The following is a 24,839-nucleotide window of genomic DNA, read 5'->3' as shown; positions in this document are numbered from 1 at the left end:
ACTCACCCTCTCGGGCTTTCCTCCGGGCTTCCCTTCGGTGTTTCCGACTCTATCAGATCTTTTCTCGATCCGATTTCCTCGGCGCTTTCCAGGTTCTCGCTTTCGCGTTTCCCTTTCCGGCGGCTCCGACTTTATCAGAAGTTCTGAGCCGGATTTCCCACCCGCTCCGGGGCACCGTCGTCCAGCACACGAGGTACTGGGGGGTTCCCGGTTGGGCGGAGCCGTAAACGTACTGGAGCGGGGCTCCCCGATGCAAATCGAGGGGCCCCGCTCCGAGTTCACGCCGACGAGGCGTCAGACCTCCACCACGACCGGCAGGATCATCGGCCTGCGGCGATACGTGTCGGAAACCCACTTGCCGAGGGTGCGCCGAACGAGTTGCTGCAGCTGGTGGGGCTCCACCACACCGTCCTGGGCCGAGCGCTCCAGAGCCTCGGTGATCTTCGGGAGGACGTCGGCGAAGGCGGAGTCCTCGATGCCGGAACCGCGGGCCTGGACGTGCGGGCCACCCGTGATCTTGCCGGTGGAGGAATCCACCACCACGAAGACCGAGATGATGCCCTCGTCACCGAGGATCTTGCGGTCCTTCAGGGCCGGCTCGCCGACGTCACCGACGGAGAGGCCGTCGACGTAGACGTAACCCGCCTGGACCTTGCCCGAGATCTTGGCCTTGCCCTCGACCAGGTCGACCACCACGCCGTCCTCGGCGATGACGATCCGGTCGTGCGGGACACCCGCGAGCGCGCCCAGCTCGGCGTTGGCGCGCAGATGCCGCCATTCGCCGTGGACCGGCATCAGGTTCCTCGGGCGGCAGATGTTGTAGAAGTACAGCAGCTCGCCCGCGGAGGCGTGGCCGGAAACATGCACCTTGGCGTTGCCCTTGTGGACGACGTTGGCGCCCCAGCGGGTCAGGCCGTTGATCACGCGGTAGACCGCGTTCTCGTTTCCGGGGATGAGGGACGAGGCCAGGATGACCGTGTCGCCGTCGACGATGCGGATCTGGTGGTCGCGGTTGGCCATGCGGGACAGGGCCGCCATCGGCTCGCCCTGGGAGCCCGTGCAGACCAGGACCACCTCGTGGTCCGGCAGGTCGTCCAGCGTCTTGACGTCGACGACCAGGCCCGCCGGGACCTTCAGATAGCCGAGGTCGCGGGCGATACCCATGTTGCGGACCATGGAGCGGCCGACGAAGGCGACCCGGCGGCCGTACTCGTGCGCCGCGTCCAGGATCTGCTGGATGCGGTGGACGTGGCTGGCGAAGCTCGCCACGATGATCCGCTTGCGGGCCCCTGCGAAGACCTGGCGCAGGACGTTGGAGATGTCCCGCTCGTGCGGGGTGAAGCCCGGGACCTCCGCGTTCGTGGAGTCGGTGAGCAGGAGGTCGATGCCCTCCTCGCTCAGCCGCGCGAACGCGTGCAGGTCGGTGAGGCGGTTGTCCAGTGGGAGCTGGTCCATCTTGAAGTCGCCGGTGTGCACCACCATGCCGGCGGGGGTGCGGATGGCGACGGCCAGGGCGTCCGGGATGGAGTGGTTGACCGCGATGAACTCGCAGTCGAAGGGGCCGATGCGCTCACGGTTCCCCTCCGCCACCTCCAGGGTGTACGGGCGGATCCGGTGCTCCTGGAGCTTGGCCTCGATGAGGGCGAGGGTCAGCTTGGAGCCGATCAGCGGGATGTCCGGCTTCTCGCGGAGCAGGAACGGGACGCCACCGATGTGGTCCTCGTGGCCGTGCGTGAGGACGATGCCCTCGATGTCGTCGAGGCGGTTCCGGATGGACGAGAAGTCCGGCAGGATCAGGTCGATTCCGGGCTGCTCCTCCTCGGGGAAGAGCACTCCGCAGTCGACGATCAGCAGACGGCCGCCGTACTCGAAGACCGTCATGTTCCGGCCGATCTCGCCGAGACCGCCGAGCGGGGTGACCCGCAGGCCACCCTCGGGGAGCGGCGGGGGCGGGCCGAGTTCAGGATGCGGATGACTCAAAAGACTCTCCTCACCATGCGCGCCACGTACCGGTCGGGCACGTGGCGCGCATGACGTTCGTGCAGAAGCAGTTGTCGTTGTGGGGTGCGGGCACCGGTGGCCCGCTTATGAGGTTGTGTATTCAGTTGTGAAGCTCGGGTGGTGCCAAGTCTGTTGTCAGAGCTGTACCCCGCCGGCGGCAAGATCGATCTTGAGCTGGGCGATCTCCTCGGCCGAGCACTCGACCATGGGGGCGCGCAGGGGTCCGGCGGGAAGTCCCTGGAGGGCGAGCGCGGCCTTGGTGGTCATCACGCCCTGGGTGCGGAACATGCCCGTGTAGACCGGGAGCAGCTTCTGGTGGATCTCGGTGGCCTTGACGACGTCGCCCGAGGTGTACGCGTCGACGAGGGCGCGCAGGTCGGGGGTGACGAGGTGGCCGACGACCGAGACGAAGCCGACCGCGCCCACGGAGAGCAGGGGCAGGTTCAGCATGTCGTCGCCGGAGTACCAGGCGAGACCGGACTGGGCGATGGCCCAGCTGGCGCGGCCGAGGTCGCCCTTGGCGTCCTTGTTGGCGACGATCCGGGGGTGCTCGGCGAGGCGGACGAGCGTCTCGGTGTTGATCGGGACGCCGCTGCGGCCGGGGATGTCGTAGAGCATGACCGGCAGCCCGGTGGTGTCCGCGACGGCCGTGAAGTGCCGGTACAGGCCCTCCTGCGGGGGCTTGTTGTAGTACGGCGTGACGACCAGCAGGCCGTGTGCGCCGACACGCTCGGCCTCGCGGGCCAGCTCGATGCTGTGGTGGGTGTCGTTGGTGCCGACGCCGGCGACGATGTGGGCGCGGCCGCCGACCGCCTCCAGTACGGCTCGTACGAGGTCCGATTTCTCCGCGTCGCTGGTGGTGGGGGACTCGCCGGTGGTGCCGTTGATGATCAGGCCGTCGTTGCCTGCGTCCACCAGGTGGGTGGCGAGCCGCTGCGCGCCGTCGAGGTCGAGTGCGCCGTCCGCCGTGAAGGGCGTGACCATGGCGGTGAGGACCCGCCCGAAGGGGGTCTGCGGAGTCGAGGTCGGAGCCATGGGTAACACGCTACTCGGTGCTCAATGCGTGGTCTGCCCTTGGGGTGCGGGATAAGTCCGGACAAATGCGGAGCCCGGTACTGCCTGCTCGGGGGTTCAAGCAGTACCGGGTCCGTTTGATCAGGCTAGATGAACTTCTCCAAATGCCGCAATACGGACACTTCGCTCGGCTGATCCGTACATCCGTTCCGCGTGGGGGAACAGGGCTTCGTTACGGGGCCACACGGCCGTTCGCATTGAAGGCGGCGTAGGTGAGCGGCATGAGCCTGGCCCACTCCGCCTCCATCTTCTCGCCGACCATCTCGATCTCCCGCTGCGGGAAGGACGGCACCTTCGCCAGCTCGTGCTGGGTGCGCAGGCCGAGGAAGTGCATCAGCGAGCGGGCGTTGCAGGTGGCGTACATCGAGGAGAAGAGGCCGACGGGAAGGACCGAGCGGGCGACCTCGCGGGCGACGCCGGCGTCGAGCATCTCCTGGTACGCCTCGTAGGCCTGCAGGTACGAGTCCTGCATGACACGGCCGACCAGCTCCTGCTGGGCCTGGGTGCCCTCGACGAAGACGTACTTGCCGGGACGGCCCTCCTGGACCAGCTTGCGAGACTCGTCCGGGACGTAGAAGACGGGCTGCAGCTCCCGGTAGCGGCCCGACTCCTCGTTGTACGACCAGCCGACCCGGTGCCGCATGAACTCGCGGAAGACGAAGATCGGGGCGCTGATGAAGAAGGTCATCGAGTTGTGCTCGAACGGGCTGCCGTGCCGGTCGCGCATCAGGTAGTTGATCAGGCCCTTGGAACGCTCCGGGTCCTTGTTCAGCTCGTCCAGGGACTGCTCCCCGACAGTCGACACACGGGCCGCGAAGAGAACGTCGGAGTCCGCTGCGCTGTGTTTGACCAGTTCAACGGTGACATCACTACGCAGATCGATCTTGAGCTGATCGTCGGGGGTGGGGGTCACGATGCGGCGGGTCCTTCCCATCTCGTCTGTTGCGGACGCCACTCTACGGCCCGCCAAACGGGGCGTTCGCCGTCGTGCCTGAATGAACTTGGTGAAACCGGGCACCGATTGCGACGCTTGTTCGTCTGTGTGGGTGAGACTCGTCCGTTTCATCCCCGAAGGGAGCCGTACCCCCATGTTCCGCAGCAATGTCGCTCCCCCACCCCGTCAGCGGGCGTCCGCCGGCCGGATAGCCGGGGGCTGGCTGCTGGGCCTCACCATCGTGGCCGGGCTCGTCGGCGCGGTGATCCTCGGCATGCCGGCCCTGTCGACGCCGTCCAGTGCGCCGGCCCCGCCGTCCCAGGCCTCGCAGGGGCGCTGACCCTTACGGCCGCCCAAGGGTGGTGAGCGGGAACCCGGCCGGATAGCCTCACCGGGCACAGCCCCAGCAAGGATTGAGTGAGGACCAGCCGTGCCCCTGCCCTTCCTGACGGCCGACCGCACCTTCGAGACGGCTTCCGAGAGTCCGCTGCCCTTCGACGACCGGGAGCGCTGGCGGCGCCCCTACCGGCCCGGCCCCGGACGCGTGGGCGGAGCGGCCCTGTGGCTGCTGCTGGCCTCGTTCGTGCTGTTCGCAGCGGTTCTGATCGCCCTGACCGGCTCGGTGTCCTCGGCCGGCGTGGTCCTCGGCCTCGCGCTGACGGTCATCGCCTGCGCGCTGCGGATGCTGCGCATGGGCGTGTGGGTGAGCGCACGCGGACTGCGCCACGTCAGCTTCCTGGTGACGCGTACGGTGCCCTGGCAGCGGGTGATCTCGGTGCGGACGGCCCAGCAGCCGGTGCGCTGGCTGGGGCTGCCCCGCACGGTGCAGGGGCAGGCCCTGACGCTCGTACGCAAGGACCGGCCCACCGAGGACACCCCGCCCCTGCTGACCACGCACGGCCTGGACTTCCTGAACCGCCCCGCGGCCTTCGACCGGGCGGCGGACACGGTGGAGGCGTGGGCCGCGGAGTACGGGCGCCGCTGACCGGAGCAGACAAGCCGGAGGGGCCGGTCCGCTGTGCCGCGGACCGGCCCCTTCGGCGTACGGGCCTCTTCTTCGGCTTGCCGCCGGTACGGCTCAGGCTTGGACGGGCCTGCCGTCGTGCAGGGCGATGGCGCGCTGCATCGCCTTGCGGGCGCGCGGGGTGTCCCGGGCGTCGTGGTAGGCGACGGCGAGCCGGAACCAGCTGCGCCAGTCGTCCGGAGCCGCCTCCGTCTCGGCCTTGCGCTTGGCGAACACCTCGTCGGCCGAGTCGCGGTCGATACGGCCGCCCGCGGTGCGCTTCAGCTCGTCGACGGGCAGCCCGCCCTCGGCGTCGAGTTCGGCGGCGAGCTGGTTGGCCTTGCGGACGAACTGGGTGTTCTTCCACAGGAACCACAGGCCGATGACCGGCAGGATGAGCACCGCGATCCCGAAGGTGACGGTGAGGACCGTGCCGGACTGGATGAGCATGACGCCGCGGCTGCCGACCAGCACGAAGTAGAAGAGCAGGACGGCGGCCGTGACGAGGTAAGTGATCTTCGCGCGCATGACGTATTCGGGCTCAGCTCAGGTCCAGGAAGTGCTCCAGGCCGAAAGTCAGGCCCGGAGTCGACACCACGCGGCGGGCGCCGAGCAGGATGCCCGGCATGAAGCTGCTGTGGTGCAGGGAGTCGTGGCGGATGGTGAGGGTCTCGCCCTCGCCGCCCAGCAGCACCTCCTGGTGCGCCAGGAGGCCGCGCAGCCGCACGGCGTGCACCGGGACGCCGTCGACGTCGGCACCCCGGGCGCCGTCCAGGGCCGTCACGGTGGCGTCCGGCGCCGGGGCCGTGCCGGCGGCGCGGCGGGCCTCTGCGATGAGCTGAGCGGTGCGCGTGGCGGTCCCCGAGGGGGCGTCCACCTTGTTCGGGTGGTGCAGCTCGACGACCTCGACCGACTCGAAGTACGGCGCGGCGATCTGCGCGAACTTCATGGTGAGGACGGCGCCGATGGAGAAGTTCGGCGCGATGAGCACGCCGGTCTCCGGGGACTGGGCGAGCCAGCCCTTCAGCTGCGCGAGGCGCTCGTCCGTCCAGCCCGTCGTACCGACGACCGCGTGGATGCCGTGGCGCACGCAGAAGTCGAGGTTGCCCATGACGGAGGCGGGGGTGGTCAGCTCGACGGCGACCTGGGCGCCGTTCTCCGCGAGCGTCTCCAGCTTGTCGCCCCTGCCGAGAGCGGCGACCAGCTCCATGTCCTCGGCGGCCTCGATCGCCCGTACCGCCTCGGACCCGATCCGGCCCTTGGCACCGAGGATCGCCACGCGCAGCTTGCTCATGTTCCCTGCTTCCTAACCGGTGGTGTTTCAGGCGACGGCGTCGTGCAGACGGGAGGCCTGCTTGTCCTTCAGCGGGCCGATGACCGACAGCGACGGGCGCTGTCCCAGGATGTCGCGGGCGACCGAGCGGATCTCGTCCGGGGTGACCGCGGCTATCCGGGCCAGCATGTCGTCGACCGACATCTGCTCGCCCCAGCACAGCTCGCTCTTGCCGATACGGTTCATCAGCGCGCCGGTGTCCTCCAGGCCCAGGACGGTGGAGCCCTGGAGCTGGCCTATGGCGCGGCTGATCTCGTCGTCGGAAAGGCCGTTGGCTGCGACGTGGTCGAGTTCGTCGCGGCAGATCTTCAGCACGTCGTGCACCTGGCTCGGGCGGCAGCCCGCGTACACGCCGAACAGGCCGCAGTCGGCGAAGCCCGAGGTGTACGAGTACACGCTGTAGGCGAGGCCGCGCTTCTCCCGGACCTCCTGGAAGAGGCGGGAGGACATGCCGCCGCCGAGGGCGGTGTTGAGCACGCCCATGGCCCAGCGACGGTCGTCCGTGCGGGCCAGGCCGGGCATGCCGAGGACGACGTGCGCCTGCTCGGTCTTGCGGGCGAGCAGCTCGACCTTGCCGGCCGTGCGGATCGTACGGCGGCCGTCGCGCGGGGCGATGGGCTGCGCGTCCAGGTTCTTGAAGGCGCCCGCCTTCTCGAAGGCCGCGCGGACCTGTCGTACGACCTTGTTGTGGTCGATGTTGCCCGCGCAGGCGACCACGAGGTGGGTCGGGTCGTAGTGCTTCTTGTAGAAGCGGCGGATGCGGTCGGCGCCGAGGGCGTTGACCGTGTCGACCGTGCCGAGGACGGGGCGGCCGAGGGCGTTGTCGCCGAACATCGTGTGCGCGAACAGGTCGTGCACACAGTCGCCCGGGTCGTCCTCGGTCATCGCGATCTCTTCGAGGATCGCGCCGCGTTCGACGTTGACGTCCTCTTCGAGGATGAGCGAGCCGGTCAGCATGTCGCAGACGACGTCGATGGCGAGCGGCAGGTCGGTGTCGAGCACGCGCGCGTAGTAGCACGTGTACTCCTTGGCCGTGAACGCGTTCATCTCGCCGCCGACCGCGTCGACGGCGGAGGAGATGTCCAGCGCCGACCTGCGGCCGGTGCCCTTGAAGAGCAGGTGCTCCAGGTAGTGCGTGGCGCCGTTCAGGGCCGGCGTCTCGTCGCGGGAGCCGACGTGCGCCCAGATGCCGAAGGTCGCGGAGCGGACCGAGGGCAGGGTCTCGGTGACGATGCGCAGGCCGCCCGGGAGGGTGGTCTTGCGGACCGTGCCGATGCCGTTGGTGCCCTTGATCAGGGTTTGGGTACGGGCGACGGCCCGCGCCTCCGAAGAGGTGCGGGCCGTCGCCTTGGAGCTACGGGACGTCACTGCTCGGCGTCGTCCTTCTTCGTCTCGGTCTCGTTGCCTTCCTCGCCCTCGATCACCGGAACGAGGGACAGCTTGCCGCGGGAGTCGATCTCGGCGATCTCGACCTGGACCTTCTGGCCCACACCGAGAACGTCCTCGACGTTCTCCACGCGCTTGCCGCCGGCGAGCTTGCGGATCTGCGAGATGTGCAGCAGACCGTCCTTGCCGGGCAGCAGGGAGACGAACGCACCGAAGGTGGTCGTCTTCACGACCGTACCGAGGTAGCGCTCGCCGACCTCGGGCATCGTCGGGTTGGCGATGCCGTTGATCGTGGCGCGGGCGGCCTCGGCGGACGGGCCGTCGGCGGCACCGATGTAGATCGTGCCGTCGTCCTCGATGGTGATCTCGGCGCCGGTGTCCTCCTGGATCTGGTTGATCATCTTGCCCTTGGGGCCGATGACCTCACCGATCTTGTCGACCGGGATCTTGACGGTGATGATCCGCGGAGCGTGCGGGGACATCTCGTCGGGCCGGTCGATGGCCTCCATCATCACGTCGAGGATGTGGAGACGGGCGTCGCGGGCCTGCTTGAGGGCCGCGCCCAGGACGGAGGCCGGGATGCCGTCCAGCTTGGTGTCGAGCTGGAGCGCGGTCACGAACTCCTTGGTGCCGGCGACCTTGAAGTCCATGTCACCGAAGGCGTCCTCCGCACCGAGGATGTCGGTGAGGGTGACGTAGTGCGTCTCGCCCTCGATCTCCTGGGAGATCAGGCCCATGGCGATACCGGCGACCGGAGCCTTCAGGGGCACACCGGCGTTCAGCAGCGACATGGTGGAGGCGCACACGGAGCCCATGGACGTCGAGCCGTTGGAGCCGAGGGCCTCGGACACCTGGCGGATCGCGTACGGGAACTCCTCGCGCGTCGGCAGCACCGGCACGAGGGCGCGCTCGGCGAGGGCGCCGTGGCCGATCTCGCGGCGCTTCGGGGAGCCGACGCGGCCGGTCTCACCGGTGGAGTACGGCGGGAAGTTGTAGTTGTGCATGTAGCGCTTGCGGGTCACCGGGGAGAGGGTGTCCAGCTGCTGCTCCATGCGGAGCATGTTGAGGGTGGTGACGCCCAGGATCTGGGTCTCGCCACGCTCGAACAGCGCGGAGCCGTGCACCCGCGGGATGGCCTCGACCTCGGCGGCCAGGGTGCGGATGTCGGTGACACCGCGGCCGTCGATGCGCTTCTTCTCCTTGATCACGCGCTCGCGGACCAGCTGCTTGGTGAGCGAGCGGTACGCGGCGGAGATCTCCTTCTCGCGGCCCTCGAACTCCGGCAGGAGCTTCTCGGCGGCGAGCGCCTTGACGCGGTCCAGCTCGGACTCGCGCTCCTGCTTGCCCGCGATGGTCAGCGCGGAGGCCAGCTCCGGGCGGACGGCGGCGGACAGGGCCTCCAGGACGTCGTCCTGGTAGTCCAGGAAGATCGGGAACTCGGCGGTCGGCTTGGCGGCCTTCGACGCAAGGTCCGCCTGGGCCTTGCACAGGACCTTGATGAAGGGCTTCGCGGCGTCCAGACCGGCGGCGACGACCTCCTCGGTCGGGGCCTCGGAGCCGCCCTCGACCAGCTTGATCGTCTGGTCGGTGGCCTCGGCCTCGACCATCATGATCGCGACATCGCCGTCCTCCAGGACGCGACCGGCGACCACCATGTCGAAGACGGCGTCCTCGAGCTCGGTGTGCGTCGGGAACGCGACCCACTGGCCGCGGATCAGCGCGACGCGGACGCCGCCGATCGGGCCGGAGAACGGCAGACCGGCCAGCTGCGTGGACGCGGACGCGGCGTTGATCGCGACGACGTCGTACAGGTGGTCGGGGTTGAGCGCCATGATCGTGGCGACAACCTGGATCTCGTTGCGCAGGCCCTTCTTGAAGGACGGGCGCAGCGGGCGGTCGATCAGACGGCAGGTGAGGATCGCGTCCTCGGAGGGACGGCCCTCACGGCGGAAGAAGCTGCCGGGGATCTTGCCGGCGGCGTACATCCGCTCCTCGACGTCCACCGTCAGCGGGAAGAAGTCGAGCTGGTCCTTGGGGTTCTTGGAGGCGGTGGTGGCCGACAGCACCATGGTGTCGTCGTCCAGGTACGCCACGGCGGAACCGGCGGCCTGCTTGGCCAGGCGGCCCGTCTCGAAGCGGATGGTACGGGTGCCGAAGGCGCCGTTGTCGATGACGGCCTCGGCGTAGTGGGTCTCGTTCTCCACTAGCGTTTTCTCCTCGTCTTCGTCCCTGGGCTGCCCGTGTGGCAGGGGGACGGTTACGGAGAAGCGCGCCGTGCTGTGCGGGCCGGTCTTCGATCGAAGCACCCGGGGCTCGCTTCCCCCCGGGGGCCACTACCGAGGACCGGCGGCGGCTAAGGAGCGCTTCTCCTTTTCGTTGTCGTGCTGTGTCGTGCGTACTGCGTTGTGCTACCACACTACAAAGCGTGAGTGACACTCCGCACGTTTCCGCACGTACGACGGGGGCTTGCCTGCATACGACAGGACTTCCCCGCATACGGCAAAGGGAGCGATTCCCGAGTCCTTCCGGGAACCGCTCCCCTCATGGCGTCTTACTTGGCGCCCGCAGCACCGCGGCGGATGCCGAGGCGGTCGACCAGCGTACGGAAGCGCTGGATGTCCTTCTTCGCCAGGTACTGCAGGAGGCGACGGCGCTGACCGACCAGGATCAGCAGACCACGACGGGAGTGGTGGTCGTGCTTGTGGGTCTTGAGGTGCTCCGTCAGGTCGGAGATCCGACGCGAGAGCATGGCGACCTGGACCTCGGGGGAGCCCGTGTCGCCCTCCTTGGTACCGAACTCGCTGATGATCTGCTTCTTCGTAGCGGCGTCGAGCGACACGCGTACTCCTCGTAGTCTTTGAGTGGCCACCGAGTGCCCCCGGTCTTTGTCTCGGGGGAGCTTCCGTTACTCGGGAGGCGGGATCCGCTGGGCGCGGCCTCCAGAGCCTTCTGAGAAGGGTTCCGGGGGTGCGTACACAAACGGCCGTCACACAGCGTACCAGCCAGTGGCGGGAACCCTCTCCCGCCTTCCGGAACGGACCGGGTCCGCGGGATGCGGCCACTAGGGTGAGCGTGCTGATCGTACGTACGTCGGGAAGGGGTCGCTTCGGGATGGCGGAGACGGAAGCGGAGATCAAGGCGCGCAAGGAGCGGGAGCGCGACGAGCTGTACGCGCTCGACATCTCGGGCGTCGAGTGGCACTGCGCCCCGGGTACGGAGGAGCACGAGGAGCGGGTCGAGATCGCGTACCTCCCGGACGGGGCGGTGGCGATGCGGTCCTCCCTCGACCACGGCACCGTGCTGCGGTACACGGAGGCGGAGTGGCGGGCGTTCGTCCTGGGTGCCCGGGACGGGGAGTTCGATCTGAAGCCGATGCCGCACAACGGCGGACTCGACTCCGTGTGAGCGCACGCATAAATGGCAGAAAAGGGCGGCACGCGCGCGTGCCGCCCTTTTCTGCCATTTCTGCGTCCGGTGAGCCGGCAAGGACTCGGCAGGCGAGGACCTAGCTGGTCATCGCCCGCGCCCGCTCGTACACGTCGAACACGGCCAGCGCCAGCGGGATCAGCGTGAGCAGGACGAAGCTCTCGGCGATCTCCAGGAAGCGGCCCCAGAAGGGGGTGACACCGCGCCGCGGGGTGATCAGACCGATCGCGGTGACCAGGGCGGTGGCCGCGCCGACCGCCGCGGCGAGCCAGACGCTGCGGATGTCGAGGGCGTTGCTGTCGCCCTGGAAGGCGTCGATCAGGTAGTTCCGGGGCGGGTTCAGGGCGAGCCCGAGGCCGAGGAAGACGATCGCGGCCAAGCCCGCGGCCAGGGTGGCGCCGACCTGCGCGGTGTAGCGGAACAGATGCGCCCGCATCAGCATCGCCACGCCGGTCGCGAGGGCCAGGAGTTGGGCCCAGGTGTTGCTGGAGAAGCCGAGGACGATCGAGGCGCCCACCGCGACGAGGGCACAGCCGCCGACGAAGCCGACGAGGAGTTCGTGGCCGCGCCGGGCCTGGGCGGCCACCCGCTCCAGGTCCACGGGCTCCTGCGGGGCGGGCTCGCCGCGGTCGTAGCCGCCGCGGGAGGGGTTGGGCGGCTCGAAGCCAATGGGCAGCCGTGCGAAGCGCATGGACAGGCCCGGCAGGAAGGCCAGCGCCACGACGGACAGCGGGGCGCAGACGGCGGCCGTCTCGATGGGCTTCAGCTCGGTGAGGATCGCGATGAAGCTGGTGACCAGACCGATGGCGGAGGCGAAGACGAACGCCACGAAGGGTCCGTCACCGCCCGGCGACACCAGGGTGAGCACCACGGAGGCGACCAGGACCGCCGCGCAGGCGAGCAGGAACTGGAGTCGTCCGATGCCCTGTCCGGCGGAGAGCGACAGCAGCCCCGAACCGGCCACGGCTACGTTCGGCAGGGCGCCGAGGCCGAGCGCGACCGCGGAGCCCCGGTCGCCGTACACACGCGCTCGGACGCAGGCGAGGGTGACCAGCAGGACGCCGGCAACGCCCGCGATGATGCCCTGCAGGCTGTACATGTCGTGGTGGATCTGGGAGCTCCAGGCCACGAAGGCGAGCAGCGCGGGAAGGATGCCGCCCGCGACGAGGCCGGCGGCACGGGTGAGGTCGCCGCTCCACAGGGTGCGGTCGCGGGTGACGGCGGAGGCCACCGCCTCGGAGACGTCGTCGAGGACCGCGGGCGGCAGCGACTCGGCGAACGGGCGCAGGGTGAGCAGTTCGCCGTCGAGGATGCGCTGCGCCGTGAAGGACCGGGCGCCGTCGAGGACGGTGCCGTCCCGCCGTACGAGGTGGTAGCCGACCGGCGCGCCCTCGGCGGGGCTCTGCTGGGACAGGCGCAGGATCTCCGGGTACAGGTCGGCGACCGGTACGTCGTCGGGCAGCGCCACGTCTATGCGGCTGTCGGGCGCCACGATGGTGACCCGGCAGAAGCCGAATCCCATGCCTGCCCCGGAAGGGGCTCCGGTGCCCGGTCCACCGGTCGCGCCGGCAGGCGCGGAGGCCGTCATGCTCACCTGCTGTTCCCCCTCGTCGGCGGTGGGGCGGCCTGCGGTGCCGCCGCACACTCTTCCGCCCGTAAAGATCCTGTGTAGGTTGTGCCGCGCCATCCGCACCGCCGGCCAACCGAGCGGTCGTATCCGGGGGTTGCGGGGTGGCGCTTGTTTCGAACCGTTGCGGATTGCCCGGGTTTTCCCGGCACGATTCGCAACTGCTCACGCGTCTCACCGGCACCCTACCGCCCGCCGTTGTCCGTGGTTGTCAGTAGGATCGCGCTTCGCGGTCGACGTCCGCCTGACACGGGGCGGCGGACGAAACATCTCGGTCCGGCAAGGGAATTGGTGCGTAGTGAGCCACATCGTCGTCAAGCGCCCACCGCGGGCACTGCCGAAGGAAGTGCCCACGGACGAGGTCGTACTGCAAGCACCGCCGGAGCTTCCGCGCGGTCAGCAGGAAGGCGCTCTGATGCAGCTCCTGCCCATGCTCGGCATGGGCGGGTCCGTGGTGTTCTTCTTCAACCCCCAGGCCCAGCCCTTCATGAAGATCATGGGCATGGTGATGGTGGCCTCGACGATCGGCATGGGCATCTCGATGCTGATCCGCTACCGCCGCGGCAGCCAGGGGCAGATGGCCGACATGCGCCGTGACTACCTCCGTTACCTGTCGCAGACCCGGCGCGCCGCCCTGGAGACCGCGAAGTCCCAGCGTGACGCCCAGTACTACCTGAACCCTTCGCCGGAGCAACTGTGGGCGCTGGTCGCCGAGGGCAGCCGGGTGTGGGAACGGCGCACCGGTGACGAGGACTTCGGGCAGGTGCGGGTGGGCCTGGGCCCACAGGCCCTGGCCACTCCCCTGATCCCGCCTCAGACCGCTCCGGTCGACGAGCTGGAGCCGCTGACCGCGGGCGCCATGCAGCGCTTCCTGGCCACCCACAGCGCCCTCGACGACCTGCCGATGGCGGTGTCGCTGCGCGCCTTCTACCACGTGACGATCAGCGGCGAGCCGGGCACCGTGCGCGGCACCGCCCGCGCCGTCACCGCCTCTCTCGCCTCGCTGCACTCCCCCGAGGACCTGGTCATCGCCGTCGTCACCGCACGCGCGTCGGCGCCCGAGTGGGAGTGGGCCAAGTGGCTGCCGCACGTGCAGGCCCCGGGTGTCGCCGACGGCGCCGGCAGCGTGCGACTGATCACCACCGACCCGGTGGAGCTGGAGGACCGGCTCGCCTCCCGACTGCAGGGCCGCCCGCGCTTCCACCCCGGCGGAGCGCCGGTTCCCGAACAGCCGCACGTGGTGGTCGTGCTCGACGGCATCTCCCTGCCGCCGACGTCGTTGCTGGCGAGTCCCGAAGGCATGCAGGGCGTGACGGTCCTGGAGGTCGTGCCCGGCGACCTCACCATCGGCCGCGGCGACCTCTCCGTCATCGTGCAGCCCCACGAACTGCGCCTGGAGTCGGCGCATGGCATGGTCTACGACGGAACGCCGGACGTCCTGTCGTACGAGGCCGCGGAGGCGCTCTCCCGCCAACTGGCGCCGCTGCGCATGGCGTCGGGCGGCGACGACGACCAGCCGCTGCTCGCCAACCTGGAGTTCACGGACCTGCTGAACCTGGGCGACGCGGCCTCGGTCGACACGAAGCGGACCTGGCGGCCGCGCTCGCAGTCGGAGCGGCTGCGCGTGGCGATCGGTCTCGGCGAGGACGGCCGGCCCGTGATGCTGGACCTCAAGGAGGCCGCCCAGGAGGGCATGGGCCCGCACGGCCTGTGCGTCGGTGCGACCGGTTCCGGCAAGTCCGAGCTGCTGCGCACGCTCGTTCTCGGTCTCGCCGTGACCCACTCCTCCGAGACGCTGAACTTCGTCCTTGCCGACTTCAAGGGTGGTGCCACGTTCGCGGGCATGGCCCAGATGCCGCACGTGGCGGCCGTGATCACCAACCTCGCGGACGACCTGACCCTCGTCGACCGCATGGGCGACTCGATCCGCGGTGAGCTCAACCGCCGCCAGGAGATGCTCCGCGACGCGGGCAACTACGCGAACATCCACGACTACGAGAAGGCCCGCGCGGCCGGCGCGCCCCTGCAGCCGATCCCGTCCCTGGTCCTGGTGATCGACGAGTTCAGCGAACTGCTGACCGCGAAGCCGGACTTCATCGAGATGTTCGTGCAGATCGGCCGTATCGGCCGTTCGCTGGGCGTGCACCTGCTGCTCGCCTCCCAGCGTCTGGAGGAGGGCCGGCTGCGCGGCCTGGAGACCTACCTCTCCTACCGCATCGGTCTGCGGACGTTCTCGGCGGCCGAGTCGCGCGCCGCGCTCGGCGTCCCGGACGCCTACGAGCTGCCGAACGTCCCGGGTTCGGGTTTCCTGAAGTTCGGTACGGACGAGATGGTGCGCTTCAAGGCGGCGTACGTCTCCGGTGTGTACCGCACCAGCTCGCAGCAGGCCGCCGCGCTCGGCGGTCCGCTGCCCGTCGACCGCAGGCCGGTCCTCTTCACGGCGGCCGAGGTCCCGGTGCAGTACGTGCCGGTCCCGAAGCAGCGCCAGGAGACGCCCGACCAGCAGAAGGACGACGCGCTCGCCGACACCGTCCTCGACGTGATCGTGCGGCGCCTGGAGGCGCAGGGTCCGGCCGCCCACCAGGTGTGGCTGCCCCCGCTGGACAGCCCGCCGTCGCTCGACACGCTGCTGCCGGGACTCGCCCCGGTGCCCGGCCGTGGCATGACCCAGCCGGGCTACGAGGGCGCGGGCCGGCTCGTCGTCCCCGTCGGCCTCATCGACAAGCCCTACGAGCAGCGCCGCGACCCGCTGTGGCTCGACTTCGGCGGCGCGGCCGGCCACATGCAGATCGTCGGCGGCCCGCAGTCCGGCAAGTCGACGCTGCTGCGTTCGATCATCGCGTCGTTCGCCCTCACCCACACCCCGCGGGAAGTGCAGTTCTACGGCCTGGACTTCGGCGGTGGCGGTATGGCCGCGGTGGCCGGCCTGCCGCACATGGGCGGTTTCGCCTCGCGTCTGGACCCCGAGAAGGTCAGGCGTACGGCGGCCGAGGTGTACGGCGTCATGACCCGCCGAGAGGAGTACTTCCGCTCCGCGGGCATCTCCTCCATCGCGGAGTTCCGCTCCCGCCGCGCGCGCGGCGACATCTCGGTGACCGACCAGCCCTGGGGCGACGTCTTCCTGGTCATCGACGGCTGGGGCAACTTCCGCACGGACTACGAGGCCCTGGAGCCGCTGGTCCTGGACATCGCCGCGCGCGGTCTGGGCTACGGCATCCACCTCATCCTCACCGCCTCGCGCACGATGGAGGTCCGCGCGAACCTCAAGGACCACCTGATGAACCGCCTGGAGCTGCGGCTGGGCGACCCGATGGACTCCGAGATCGACCGCAAGGTCGCGGCCAACGTCCCCACCGGTGTGCCGGGTCGCGGTCAGACCCCGCAGAGGCAGCACTTCATGGCGGCGGTCCCGCGCATCGACGGCCTCTCCTCCGACACGGACCTCGCGGAGGCGTCGACCGCCCTCGCGGCCGAGGTCAGCCGTCACTGGCAGGAGCCCGGCGCGCCGGAGGTACGCCTGCTGCCCCGCGAGTTCGCGGCGGCCCAACTCCCTCCGGGCGACCGCTTCCCGAACCGGGGCATCTCCTTCGCCCTGGACGAGGACAACCTCGAGCCGGTGTTCGTGGACTTCGAACAGGACCCGTTCTTCCTGGTGTTCGGCGAGAGCGAGTCGGGCAAGTCGAACCTGCTGAAGCTGCTGATCAAGCGCCTCACCGAGCGCTACGACGGCAACTCCTGCAAGCTGTTCGTCGTCGACAACCGCCGCTCGCTGCTCGGGGTGACCCCGCCGTCCCACCTGGCCGAGTACATCCCCATGTCCAACCAGATGCAGCACCACATGGACGCACTCGCCGACCTGATGCAGCGCCGCACACCGACGGCGGATGTCACCCCGGAGCAGCTGCGCGACCGCAGCTGGTGGCGGGGCCCCACGGTCTACGTCATCATCGACGACTACGACCTCGTGTCCACGTCCAGCGGCAACCCGCTGTCGGGCCTGACGGAACTCCTCCCGTTCGCCCGCGACGTCGGCGTCCGCTTCATCATCGCCCGCTCCACGGCGGGCGCGTCCCGCGCCGGCTACGAATCCTTCATGCAGCGCATCAAGGAACTCGGCGCCCAGGGCGTGGTCCTCGCGGGCGACCCGGCCGAGGGCGACCTGCTCGGCGGGGTCCGGCCGCGGCCGATGCCTGCGGGGCGGGGGGTGTTCGTTTCTCGGAAGAGGGGGAAGCCGATGGTGCAGGTGGGGTTGGTGGAGTCCTAGGAGACCTTCGCCTTCGGAGTCGTTCTCGGGCAGGAACGGCTCTCGCCTCCTGATCCGACCTGGATGCCGCGGACCATGCCGGTCCGCGGCATCCTGCCGTTCCGAACACGGTCGAACGACCTGCTCCTCGCTCAGAACGTCGAAAGAGCGATGACCGAGCTGTCGTACATGACGAAGACGCGGTTTCCGGCGGCGGCCAGGCGGGCGTAGTCGGGATCGGGGACGATGTAGCTCCGTGAGTCCTTTCCGTCCGAGGACCGCACCGCATTGATCAACAACTGTGGCCCATACCCGTTATGGGTCCTGCCGAACGTCCAGACGCCGTGGCCCTGCCGTACCACAGGGCTCCCCCACGTCGCGTTCTGCGACGCCTCCCACAGCACCTTGCCGTTTCCCTTGTCCAGGCACCTGGTGCCTGTACCCGCGTTCGTGTAGACCGCGTCCGTGTAGACCGCGGCAGGGCCCCACTTGTACCCGTCGGTCGCCCAGTCGTCGAGTTTGGTGTTCCAGATCCTCGTTCCGTCGCTGAGCCGGCGGGCGTCCATGGACTTGCCGTTGATGTACACGATGCCGTCGTAGACCACCGGGCTGACCGTGAGGTCCTTGTCCTGGTCGAGGCGGGTCCACGCCGTGCTGCCATCGTTGGTGTGCACGACGAGCACGGTGCCGTCCACGGCCGATATGACCAGCCTGCCCTGGCCGACAACGGCAGGGGCGAGCAGATGCCCGCGGAACTTTGTGGGGACGGCAGTCGTCCAGCGGATCCTGGCGTCGGAGCGGCTCACGCTGCGCAGCCTGTGGTCCTTCGTCACCAGGTACACGGCATCGTCGTCGGCCGCGAGCAGCGCCGCCGTCTCCGCGGCCGGGCACGTCCACTTGGGTTCGCCCGTGGAAGGCACGAACGTCCGTAGGACACCCTTGTCGTCGGCGCCGACGACCAGCCGGTCGGAGAGAGACAGATAGCCGCTCTTCGTCCTGACGTGAGGCGCGCTCCAGCGGCGCTTGCCGTTGGTGATGTCGAATCCCGCGATGCCGCCGGTCGCGACGCCGAAGACAATGACGTCCCCGATCGGCAGCAGCGTCTGAGAGTAGGCGTCCGCCTGGCCGTGCACTTCCCAGAGCTCCGTCGGCTGAACGTCATGGAGGATCGGGTCCTCGATGCCGTGGACGTCCAGCTTTTGCAGGGGAACAGGCACCGCCGGAGGAATGTCGAATGGACCGCTCTTCGTCCTCGTCGATCCACCGCGTGTTCCGAACCACCACGCGGCCGTGCCGCCCCCGCCCGCCAGGACCACGCCGCTGGCGGCCAGCCCGGTGAGCACCCGCCTGCGGGTGACGGACGGAGCCGTCTCCGTCGTGACCGGGAGGGGCAGTCGGCGTGCCGCGACCTCCCGCTCTCTGATGGCGTCGGCAACCGGTCCGCGCCGCCAGACCCGATCGGCTCTCTTGGGCGCCGCCATGGCCTGGACGATCTGCGGCGGGGCAGGACGCGCGGCCGGCTCCTTGGCCAGACAGGGCAGGATCAGTGACTGCAGATGCGGTGCGATGCCGTCGAGCCGTGGTTCTCCGTGCACCACTTCGTACTGCACGGCCGCGACATGCGAGCCCTCGTACGCCCGTCTGCCACTTGCCGCGTAGGCCAGAACCGCGCCGAGCGAGAACACGTCCGCCGACGGAGTCACCCGCCGACCGAGCACCTGCTCGGGAGCGCCGTACCCCGGAGTGACGGGCACCTGCCCAGTCGTGGTCAGGGTCAGACCGTGTTCGGGCCGAGCGATACCGAAGTCGATGATGCGCGGTCCGGCCGAGGTGAGCACGATGTTCGGCGGCTTCAGGTCACGGTGGATGAACCCGGCAGCGTGGATGTCGGCGAGGGTCCGGGCGAGCGCGGTGGCAAGGGCGCGCAGAGCCGACTCGTCGAGAGGTCCGTAGGTGTCGACGGCTTGGTCCAGGGTGAGTCCCGCGAGGAACTCGGTAGCGATCCAGGGCCGTCCGCCCTCGGTCCATGCGCCGAGTACATTCGCGATTCCGTTGCTCCGCACCGCCTGAGCGGCCTGCGCCTCGCGCACGAACCGCTGAGCGAGGTGGGTGTCGTGGGTGAGTTCCGGCCGCAGCACCTTGACAGCAGCCAGGCTACCGGCACCGTCCTGGCCGACGTAGACCTTGCCCATGCCGCCTTCGCCGAGAACGCCGAGAACGCGATAGGGACCGAGGCGGAGTGGGTCGCCGGTGGCGAGGGGTTTCATGGTGGGTCCTTCTGCCCGAGAGGGGTCGGTGGGGGCGGCCGAGCGGCGAGGCTGTCGTCGTGCGCAGTTCCGCGCGACTGGTGTTCTGCCGCTTCGAGGTCACGTCATTGGAGGGGATACGCGATCAGGTTCAGGCTGTCCACGCCGAGGACCAGCTTCGCGTCCGCGTCCGCGTAGAACTGTCTGCCACTCGTCCGGTATGTCAGCGAAGTAGTGTGGCTCGACAAGCTGATCGCGCGCAGCAAAGTCCCGTTCTTGTAGTACGCGTAGTGGGTGCCGAGGACGGGCGGCCAGGCGGTGGACGCCTCCGACACCTCCCCGCCGCGCTCGGTCCAGAGCACCTTTCCGCTGCGCGCGTCCACCGCCGTCAAACCGACGCCGCCGCCCACGGCGTACAGGATGCCCGCCTTGAGCACTGGCGGACCGTACACGTGCTCTGTCGAGGTCTTCCACGTCACGGCCCCGTCGCTCAGCCGCAGCGCCCAGAGCCGACTGCCGCCGAGATACAGGTGATCGCTGTCCGCGGCGATCCCGCCCCGCAGGACGTCCGGCTCGTCAATGCCGTACGGCCGCTCCCAGAGGACGGCGCCGGTCGAGGCGTCCCGAACGACGATGTGGACGGTCCCGTCCTTCACTTCCTGGAGTGTCACCAGGCGGCTGCCGACGGCCTTCGCGGCGAGGAAATGCAGCCTCTCGCTCAACTCGAACCGTACGGGCAGCGGTTTCGACCACAGGAGCTTGCCGGTCTCGAGGTCGGCGGCACCCAGGGTGTCGGTCTCCCCGACCGAGAAGGTGCCGCTCCCGTCGTTCTTCCCCTTGCCCAGGACGACGTATGCGACGTGGTCCGTGACGCACAGGAGTTGATGTGTCGGAAGCTCATTATTGGTGCCCGCGAACCGGGCCAGGGTCTTGATCGTCTTCCCGTTCTTCGGGTCGACGGTCTGGAGCGTGACGGCGGCCCCGATCCCGTCGCTGGTCTCCTCCCCGATCGAGAGGCGGTAGAGCCTCCCACCCGCCACGAGCGTCTGCCAACTGCTTTCTTCGTAGTAGCTGTCCCACTTGCGGGTTCCGCTCGCCGAACTGACACCTTGGCTCCCACCGCCCGTGGGCACGTAGATCATTCCGCCGATCGCCCGGGGGACGACCGCGCCCAACTCAGCCGTGACCACGACGTTGACCGTGTACGTCCACAGCGGCTCGATGTTCTGCGTCCTGTGGGTGCTGCTCTTCGTTCTCGTGCCACCGCCGCCCCGTGCTGGGGTGCGTTCCTGCCACCACCACGCGCCTCCGCCCGCCGCCGCTCCGACGGCGAGTGCGCCGCCGAGGGCGAGGAACCCGCGGCGCGACCGGCGACGACCGACCGCCGTGGTGCCCGCCATGGCCTCCGGACCGGCCACCGGCGCGGGCAGCCGCTGTGGCGCCAGCCGCCAGACGTCGGCGGCCCGCCGTCCGATGTCTGCCAGCAGCTCGTGCGGAAGGTGGTCGGCGAACTCACCCTTGCCGTCGTGGAGTTGTGCCGCGAGCTGAGCCGTGGTGGGTCGGGCCCCCGGTTCCTTGGCCAGACATTGGGCCAGCACCGGTGCGAGGGCGGCCGGAACGCCGCTGAGGTCCGCCTCCGCGTATCGCACCCGGTACAGCAGGTCCGCCACCTGCCCGTTTCCGAACGGGCCACGCCCGGTGGCCACGTACACCAGCACTCCGGCGAGCGCGAACACATCGCCGGCCGCGTCGTGCTCCTGTCCGGTCGCCTGTTCCGGCGACATGAAAGCCGGTGTGCCGACAGCGGCACCGGCGCGGGTGAGCCGGTCGTCGCCGATCGCCCGCGCGATGCCGAAGTCGATGACCTTCGGCCCGTAGGCGGTCAGGAGGATGTTGGACGGCTTGAGGTCGCGGTGCACGACATCCGACCGGTGCAGCTGGCCGAGCGCCGAGCACAGAGCGGCACCCAGGGCCCGTACGGACTGCTCGGGCAGAGGTCCCCCGGCTTCCACGGCCTCGTCGAGCGGTGGCCCGAGCACGTACTCCGTGGCCAGCCAGGGCGTCTCCGCCAGCGGATCCGCGTCCATCACCCGCGCCCCGAACTGCTCGCCGATGACCCGGGCCGCGTCCACCTCCAGCCGGAAACGGGTGCGGGCCGCCGGATCCGTGGCGATGGCGGCGTTCATGGTCTTCAGGGCGACCGTACGTCCGCCGGCGGAGCGCGCAACGTAGACGGTGCCCATGCCTCCGCTGCCGAGCCGGGCGATGAGCCGGTAGGCGCCGAGGGTGACGGGGTCGTCGTGGGTGAGGGGAGTCGGCATGGGTTCTTGTCGTCAGTGGCTGTGGTGGGGTACGGGGGCCTGGGACGGTGCGCTGCCCAGCGGCCAGGCCGTATGCGCCGGTAGCTGTACTTCCGCAGCCAGCACGGACGCCGACTGGTGGACGATGGCGGCGACGAGTCGGGCAGGGAGCCACCCCGGACCGAGGAGGGTGTCTGCACGCGTGGGCGAAGCGAAACCCGCGGGAGCGTCCAATGGGACGCTCCCGGCCAACTCATCAACGATCTCGGAGAGTTGTGGTCGTTGGGCGGGGTCACGGGACAGGCACCGCCTGACCAACGAGCGCAGTGCCGACGGCAGTTCTTCCCGCTCCGGCATCGCGTACCCCGTGGCGGCGTAGGCGAGCGTCGCACCAAGCGCGTACACGTCACCCAGCGGGCGCGGTTGCCCACCCGCGGCCTGCTCGGGGGGCAGGGTGCCGGGATCGAGCCCGGGCACGTCCTGCCGTGCGACTCCGTCCGGTGCGGCGGCCCGTACCGCTCCGAAGCAGGTGAGCCGGGGGCCGTCCGCGGCGATCAGCACGGCGGACGGGCAGACACCCGCATGGATCAGGTTCTGCCCGTGCATCACGGCGAGGCTCTCGGCCAGGGCGACGGCGAGCGCCCGAACAGTCCGTTCGGGCAGCGGGCCGCCGTGCACGGCCAGTGCGATGGGCAGCGGAAGCGCGGGCAGATAGGGGCGCGCATGCCACGCCTGCTCGCCGGGGGCTGCGAGTTCGACGGCCGGGAGGACCCAGGAACCCAGGAGATAGCGGGAGGTGTCGGCTTCGGCCATGAAGCGCTGCGGGTCGACCGTCGCCAGGGGGCTGCTGAGCAGTACGGTGCGGTCGCCGTCGGCGCTGCGGGCGATGAAGCGGTGCTCGGGTACGGGTGTGTGTGCGGGAATGCCGGTGTCGAGCCGGGTGACGACCGTGTACGGGCCGATCTGCCGTGTACCTCGGGTACCCGATCCGGTGTCTGGCGCGCGCATGTTCACCCTTCGTGCCTTGATGGCTCTGACCGGCTCTTCGGCTCGGCACAGCAGCAGGGTGGGCGCCTCCCGCGCGCGCCCACCCTGGAGTAGTTACCTCTGCGAGGCTCGGCCTACCGGAAGTAGGAGGCCGCCTTCTTGTCACCTTCCATGTACGTACCGCCGGACTGGGCGACGACGTGGCCGATGCCGGTCAGGGCCTGGTGGATGTCGTTCGCCTCCTTGTCCCAGCGGTGCAGCTTCTCGTTGAAGGTGCCCTGGGCCTCGCCCTCCCAGTACTGCAGGCTGCTCACGACCATCTTGCGGAGCTCCTGCAGGTCCTGCTCGAGCGTGCTCGCCTCGTTACCGATCTTGGTTGCCGCGACGTCGAGCCCGTCATAAGTGACTGACAGTCCCTCAGCGTTGTTGGCCATGCCTGTTCCCTCGTCTCGCTGGTGTGTAGCTGGTGGGTGCGCCGGCTGCCCGGCAGATGTTCTGTGTCTCGCTCGACTCAGTAGGAGCTGAGGGAAGACGTCGGAACCGTGGGAGCGCCGTCCTGGAGGTCGATCTTGTTGACCGCCGCGCGCACCTCGTCTTCCTTGCTGTCCTTGATGTTGCGCGTCGAGGTCATCGCCTCGATGACGTCACCGAGGATGTTGCCGATGTTGCGCAGCGACTCGTTGATCTCGAACTGCTTCTTGTCGAAGGCGGCACGGCCGATACCCTGCCACTGGCCCTCGAGGCCGTCGATGACACCCTGAAGCCCGTGCACCCGCTTCTGGATGCCCTCGTACTTCTCGGCCATCTGCTTCTGCAGGTGGACTACTGCGGCATCTTCGAGCTTCTGCTTTCCGCCGGCCATGATCGGCCCTGCCTTTCGTGTGTCCGTTGTTGATCTGATGGTTTCGGCTCACCGCTGCGCTTGTCGCTCCGCAGGGTGAGTACGAAGTCCCTGTTCTGCCCGAACAGCACAGGGCTGCTACGTCTGTTGACGACTGATCACGTCACTTGGCGCGTCGCGCCCGCATGACGGCCAGGCCTCCGCCGCCGATCACGACGATTGCGGCGATGGCGCCGAGCGCGATCCAGAGGGTGTTGCTGTTGCTGTCGCTCGACGATTCCGTGCTTGATCCTGACGCAGAGGTCGCCCCAGTGGAACCCTTTTCCTGGGCTTGTGACGTGGCTGATGCAGAGGGAGAAGGAGAGGCCGAGGCGGTGGTTGAGGACTTCGCCAGCAGGTCCCCGCCGTTGTACTTGGCGAGCGGGTCGACGTTCGGCGGGCCAGGATTGTAATGGGGCTTCGCGAGAACTATGCGGGGACGAATGAATCCGTAGCCAACGTCCTTACTCGGATCATCCTTCGGGAACTTGCGTCCAGCGGTGTCGATCATGGCCCTGACCACCTGGTTCACGTTCCAGTCCGGATGGGCCGACCAGATCAGGGCGGCGGCGGCCGAGGTGAGTGCAGTCGCCGGACTCGTACCAGCTTTATCTTCGCAGTACGAGCGGAAATTGGCGTCACAATACCCAGGAATTCCCTCACCGGGAGCCGCCAAGTCGGCATAGCCTGCGCTCGAAGAAAATTTCGAGACCGTGAGAGACTGATCGACCGACGCAATACCCAGGACATAAGGGTAGGAGGCGGGGTAATCGGAGAAACTATTTTTCCCGTTGTTGCCAACTGCCGCGATCAGCAACTTTCCCTTCGAGGCCGCGTATTTGACCGCAGCCTCATCCTCTTCAGTAGTCATACCGCCGAATGAGATGTTGATGATCTTTGCATCACTGTCAGCAGCTGCCCTGAGGGCTTGCCAGGCCTCCGGAGTCTTCTCCTTCTCATTCCCGTCCTTGAGCCCCTCGAGCTGAACACGGTACGGAACAATCTTCGCGCCCGGTGCCAGCCCCTTCAGTCCACCGCCAGCCCCGGTACCTGCGATCAGCTCAGCCATGCTCGTCCCGTGGCCGGCATAATCATCCGTAGCGTGGTAGGCAACCGCCTTGGGAACCTCATCGGCCAGGACTTGCCCCTTCAGCGACGGCGTGTTCGCGTTCACCCCGGTGTCGATGACCGCGACCTTGACACCCTTCCCCGTGCTCACCTTCCACATCTGCTCGGCCTGCATGGGGCCCAGGTACCACTCCTTCGACTGTTCGTCGGAGGCAGCGGCGGCCGGGGCCAAGCCCACGGTCACAACGGCCAGGGCGCCGACGGCCGCACCCGCCGCGCGCACTCGCCTTCCGTAGCGCGCCCTGCGGAGCTCAGCCTGCTCGGCTCGTCG

Annotated in this window: 19 protein-coding genes; 4 read left to right on the top strand and 15 right to left on the bottom strand. The window is 69.0% G+C overall.

All coding sequences use genetic code 11. The features are described from left to right. Positions 1-294: 294 nt before the first annotated feature. The 3 genes from ACFYZZ_RS30665 to thyX form a co-directional block, all read right to left on the bottom strand. The gene (locus ACFYZZ_RS30665; protein WP_389182674.1) at positions 295-1,980 is read right to left on the bottom strand and encodes a ribonuclease J; all 1,686 of its coding nucleotides are present in this window, start codon (positions 1,978-1,980) and stop codon (positions 295-297) included. Positions 1,981-2,136: 156 nt separating this feature from the next. After that, a complete protein-coding gene (gene dapA / locus ACFYZZ_RS30660; RefSeq protein WP_389182671.1) occupies positions 2,137-3,036 on the bottom strand; it encodes a 4-hydroxy-tetrahydrodipicolinate synthase in 900 nt (299 codons plus the stop codon). 211 nt (positions 3,037-3,247) lie between these two features. Further along, a complete protein-coding gene (thyX, locus tag ACFYZZ_RS30655) occupies positions 3,248-3,988 on the bottom strand; it encodes an FAD-dependent thymidylate synthase (RefSeq protein ID WP_386581922.1) in 741 nt (246 codons plus the stop codon). A 175-nt stretch (positions 3,989-4,163) separates the two neighbouring features. Here thyX and ACFYZZ_RS30650 point away from each other — a divergent pair, with 175 nt between their 5' ends. Together ACFYZZ_RS30650 and ACFYZZ_RS30645 are read left to right on the top strand one after the other, a co-directional pair. Further along, entirely contained in the window at positions 4,164-4,349 is a 186-nt protein-coding gene (locus tag ACFYZZ_RS30650) for a hypothetical protein (protein WP_389182668.1), read from the top strand. 90 nt (positions 4,350-4,439) lie between these two features. After that, positions 4,440-4,994: a hypothetical protein gene (locus ACFYZZ_RS30645; protein ID WP_389182666.1), complete on the top strand. Its 555-nt coding sequence runs from the start codon at positions 4,440-4,442 to the stop codon at positions 4,992-4,994. A gap of 93 nt (positions 4,995-5,087) precedes the next feature. Here the strand turns inward: ACFYZZ_RS30645 and ACFYZZ_RS30640 are convergent, their stop codons facing one another. From ACFYZZ_RS30640 to rpsO, 5 genes are all read right to left on the bottom strand, one after another. Further along, complete coding sequence (locus ACFYZZ_RS30640; RefSeq protein WP_381662140.1) at positions 5,088-5,540, bottom strand: hypothetical protein; 453 nt, start codon at positions 5,538-5,540, stop codon at positions 5,088-5,090. Positions 5,541-5,553: 13 nt separating this feature from the next. After that, complete coding sequence (gene dapB, locus ACFYZZ_RS30635) at positions 5,554-6,306, bottom strand: 4-hydroxy-tetrahydrodipicolinate reductase (protein WP_389182663.1); 753 nt, start codon at positions 6,304-6,306, stop codon at positions 5,554-5,556. Between the two features lie 27 nt (positions 6,307-6,333). Next, on the bottom strand, positions 6,334-7,713 hold the full coding sequence (locus ACFYZZ_RS30630) for a M16 family metallopeptidase (protein ID WP_389182660.1): 1,380 nt from the start codon (positions 7,711-7,713) through the stop codon (positions 6,334-6,336). Continuing rightward, positions 7,710-9,935, bottom strand: a complete 2,226-nt coding sequence (locus ACFYZZ_RS30625) for a polyribonucleotide nucleotidyltransferase (protein WP_389182657.1) — start codon at positions 9,933-9,935, stop codon at positions 7,710-7,712. The genes ACFYZZ_RS30630 and ACFYZZ_RS30625 overlap by 4 nt, the downstream gene beginning before the upstream one ends. A gap of 347 nt (positions 9,936-10,282) precedes the next feature. After that, on the bottom strand, positions 10,283-10,570 hold the full coding sequence (gene rpsO, locus ACFYZZ_RS30620) for a 30S ribosomal protein S15 (RefSeq protein WP_033529274.1): 288 nt from the start codon (positions 10,568-10,570) through the stop codon (positions 10,283-10,285). Positions 10,571-10,842: 272 nt separating this feature from the next. Here rpsO and ACFYZZ_RS30615 point away from each other — a divergent pair, with 272 nt between their 5' ends. Further along, positions 10,843-11,136, top strand: coding sequence for a DUF397 domain-containing protein (locus ACFYZZ_RS30615; protein WP_389182654.1), 294 nt, complete (start codon positions 10,843-10,845; stop codon positions 11,134-11,136). Between the two features lie 100 nt (positions 11,137-11,236). On the opposite strand, the gene eccD is transcribed toward ACFYZZ_RS30615, so the two are convergent. Continuing rightward, complete coding sequence (gene eccD / locus ACFYZZ_RS30610; protein ID WP_389182710.1) at positions 11,237-12,745, bottom strand: type VII secretion integral membrane protein EccD; 1,509 nt, start codon at positions 12,743-12,745, stop codon at positions 11,237-11,239. A gap of 337 nt (positions 12,746-13,082) precedes the next feature. Here eccD and eccCa point away from each other — a divergent pair, with 337 nt between their 5' ends. Then, on the top strand, positions 13,083-17,048 hold the full coding sequence (eccCa, locus tag ACFYZZ_RS30605; protein ID WP_389182651.1) for a type VII secretion protein EccCa: 3,966 nt from the start codon (positions 13,083-13,085) through the stop codon (positions 17,046-17,048). A 131-nt stretch (positions 17,049-17,179) separates the two neighbouring features. On the opposite strand, the gene ACFYZZ_RS30600 is transcribed toward eccCa, so the two are convergent. From ACFYZZ_RS30600 to ACFYZZ_RS30575, 6 genes are all read right to left on the bottom strand, one after another. Further along, positions 17,180-19,294, bottom strand: coding sequence for a protein kinase (locus tag ACFYZZ_RS30600; RefSeq protein ID WP_389182648.1), 2,115 nt, complete (start codon positions 19,292-19,294; stop codon positions 17,180-17,182). Between the two features lie 104 nt (positions 19,295-19,398). Then, a complete protein-coding gene (locus tag ACFYZZ_RS30595; protein WP_389182645.1) occupies positions 19,399-21,594 on the bottom strand; it encodes a protein kinase in 2,196 nt (731 codons plus the stop codon). Between the two features lie 12 nt (positions 21,595-21,606). Beyond that, positions 21,607-22,581 carry a serine/threonine protein kinase gene (locus tag ACFYZZ_RS30590; protein WP_389182642.1) on the bottom strand — a complete coding sequence of 325 codons (975 nt, stop codon included), beginning with the start codon at positions 22,579-22,581 and terminating at the stop codon, positions 21,607-21,609. A gap of 113 nt (positions 22,582-22,694) precedes the next feature. Then, entirely contained in the window at positions 22,695-22,994 is a 300-nt protein-coding gene (locus ACFYZZ_RS30585) for a WXG100 family type VII secretion target (RefSeq protein WP_094221041.1), read from the bottom strand. Positions 22,995-23,071: 77 nt separating this feature from the next. Further along, on the bottom strand, positions 23,072-23,422 hold the full coding sequence (locus ACFYZZ_RS30580; protein WP_386576370.1) for a WXG100 family type VII secretion target: 351 nt from the start codon (positions 23,420-23,422) through the stop codon (positions 23,072-23,074). A 142-nt stretch (positions 23,423-23,564) separates the two neighbouring features. After that, positions 23,565-24,791, bottom strand: coding sequence for a S8 family serine peptidase (locus tag ACFYZZ_RS30575; RefSeq protein ID WP_389182638.1), 1,227 nt, complete (start codon positions 24,789-24,791; stop codon positions 23,565-23,567). Between the last annotated feature and the right edge of the window lie 48 nt (positions 24,792-24,839).

Source organism: Streptomyces sp. NPDC001816 (assembly GCF_042892235.1).
GTDB lineage: Bacteria > Actinomycetota > Actinomycetes > Streptomycetales > Streptomycetaceae > Streptomyces.
The sequence above is the reverse complement of the archived record's forward strand: the minus strand, read 5'-3'. Positions and strand labels throughout refer to the sequence as shown.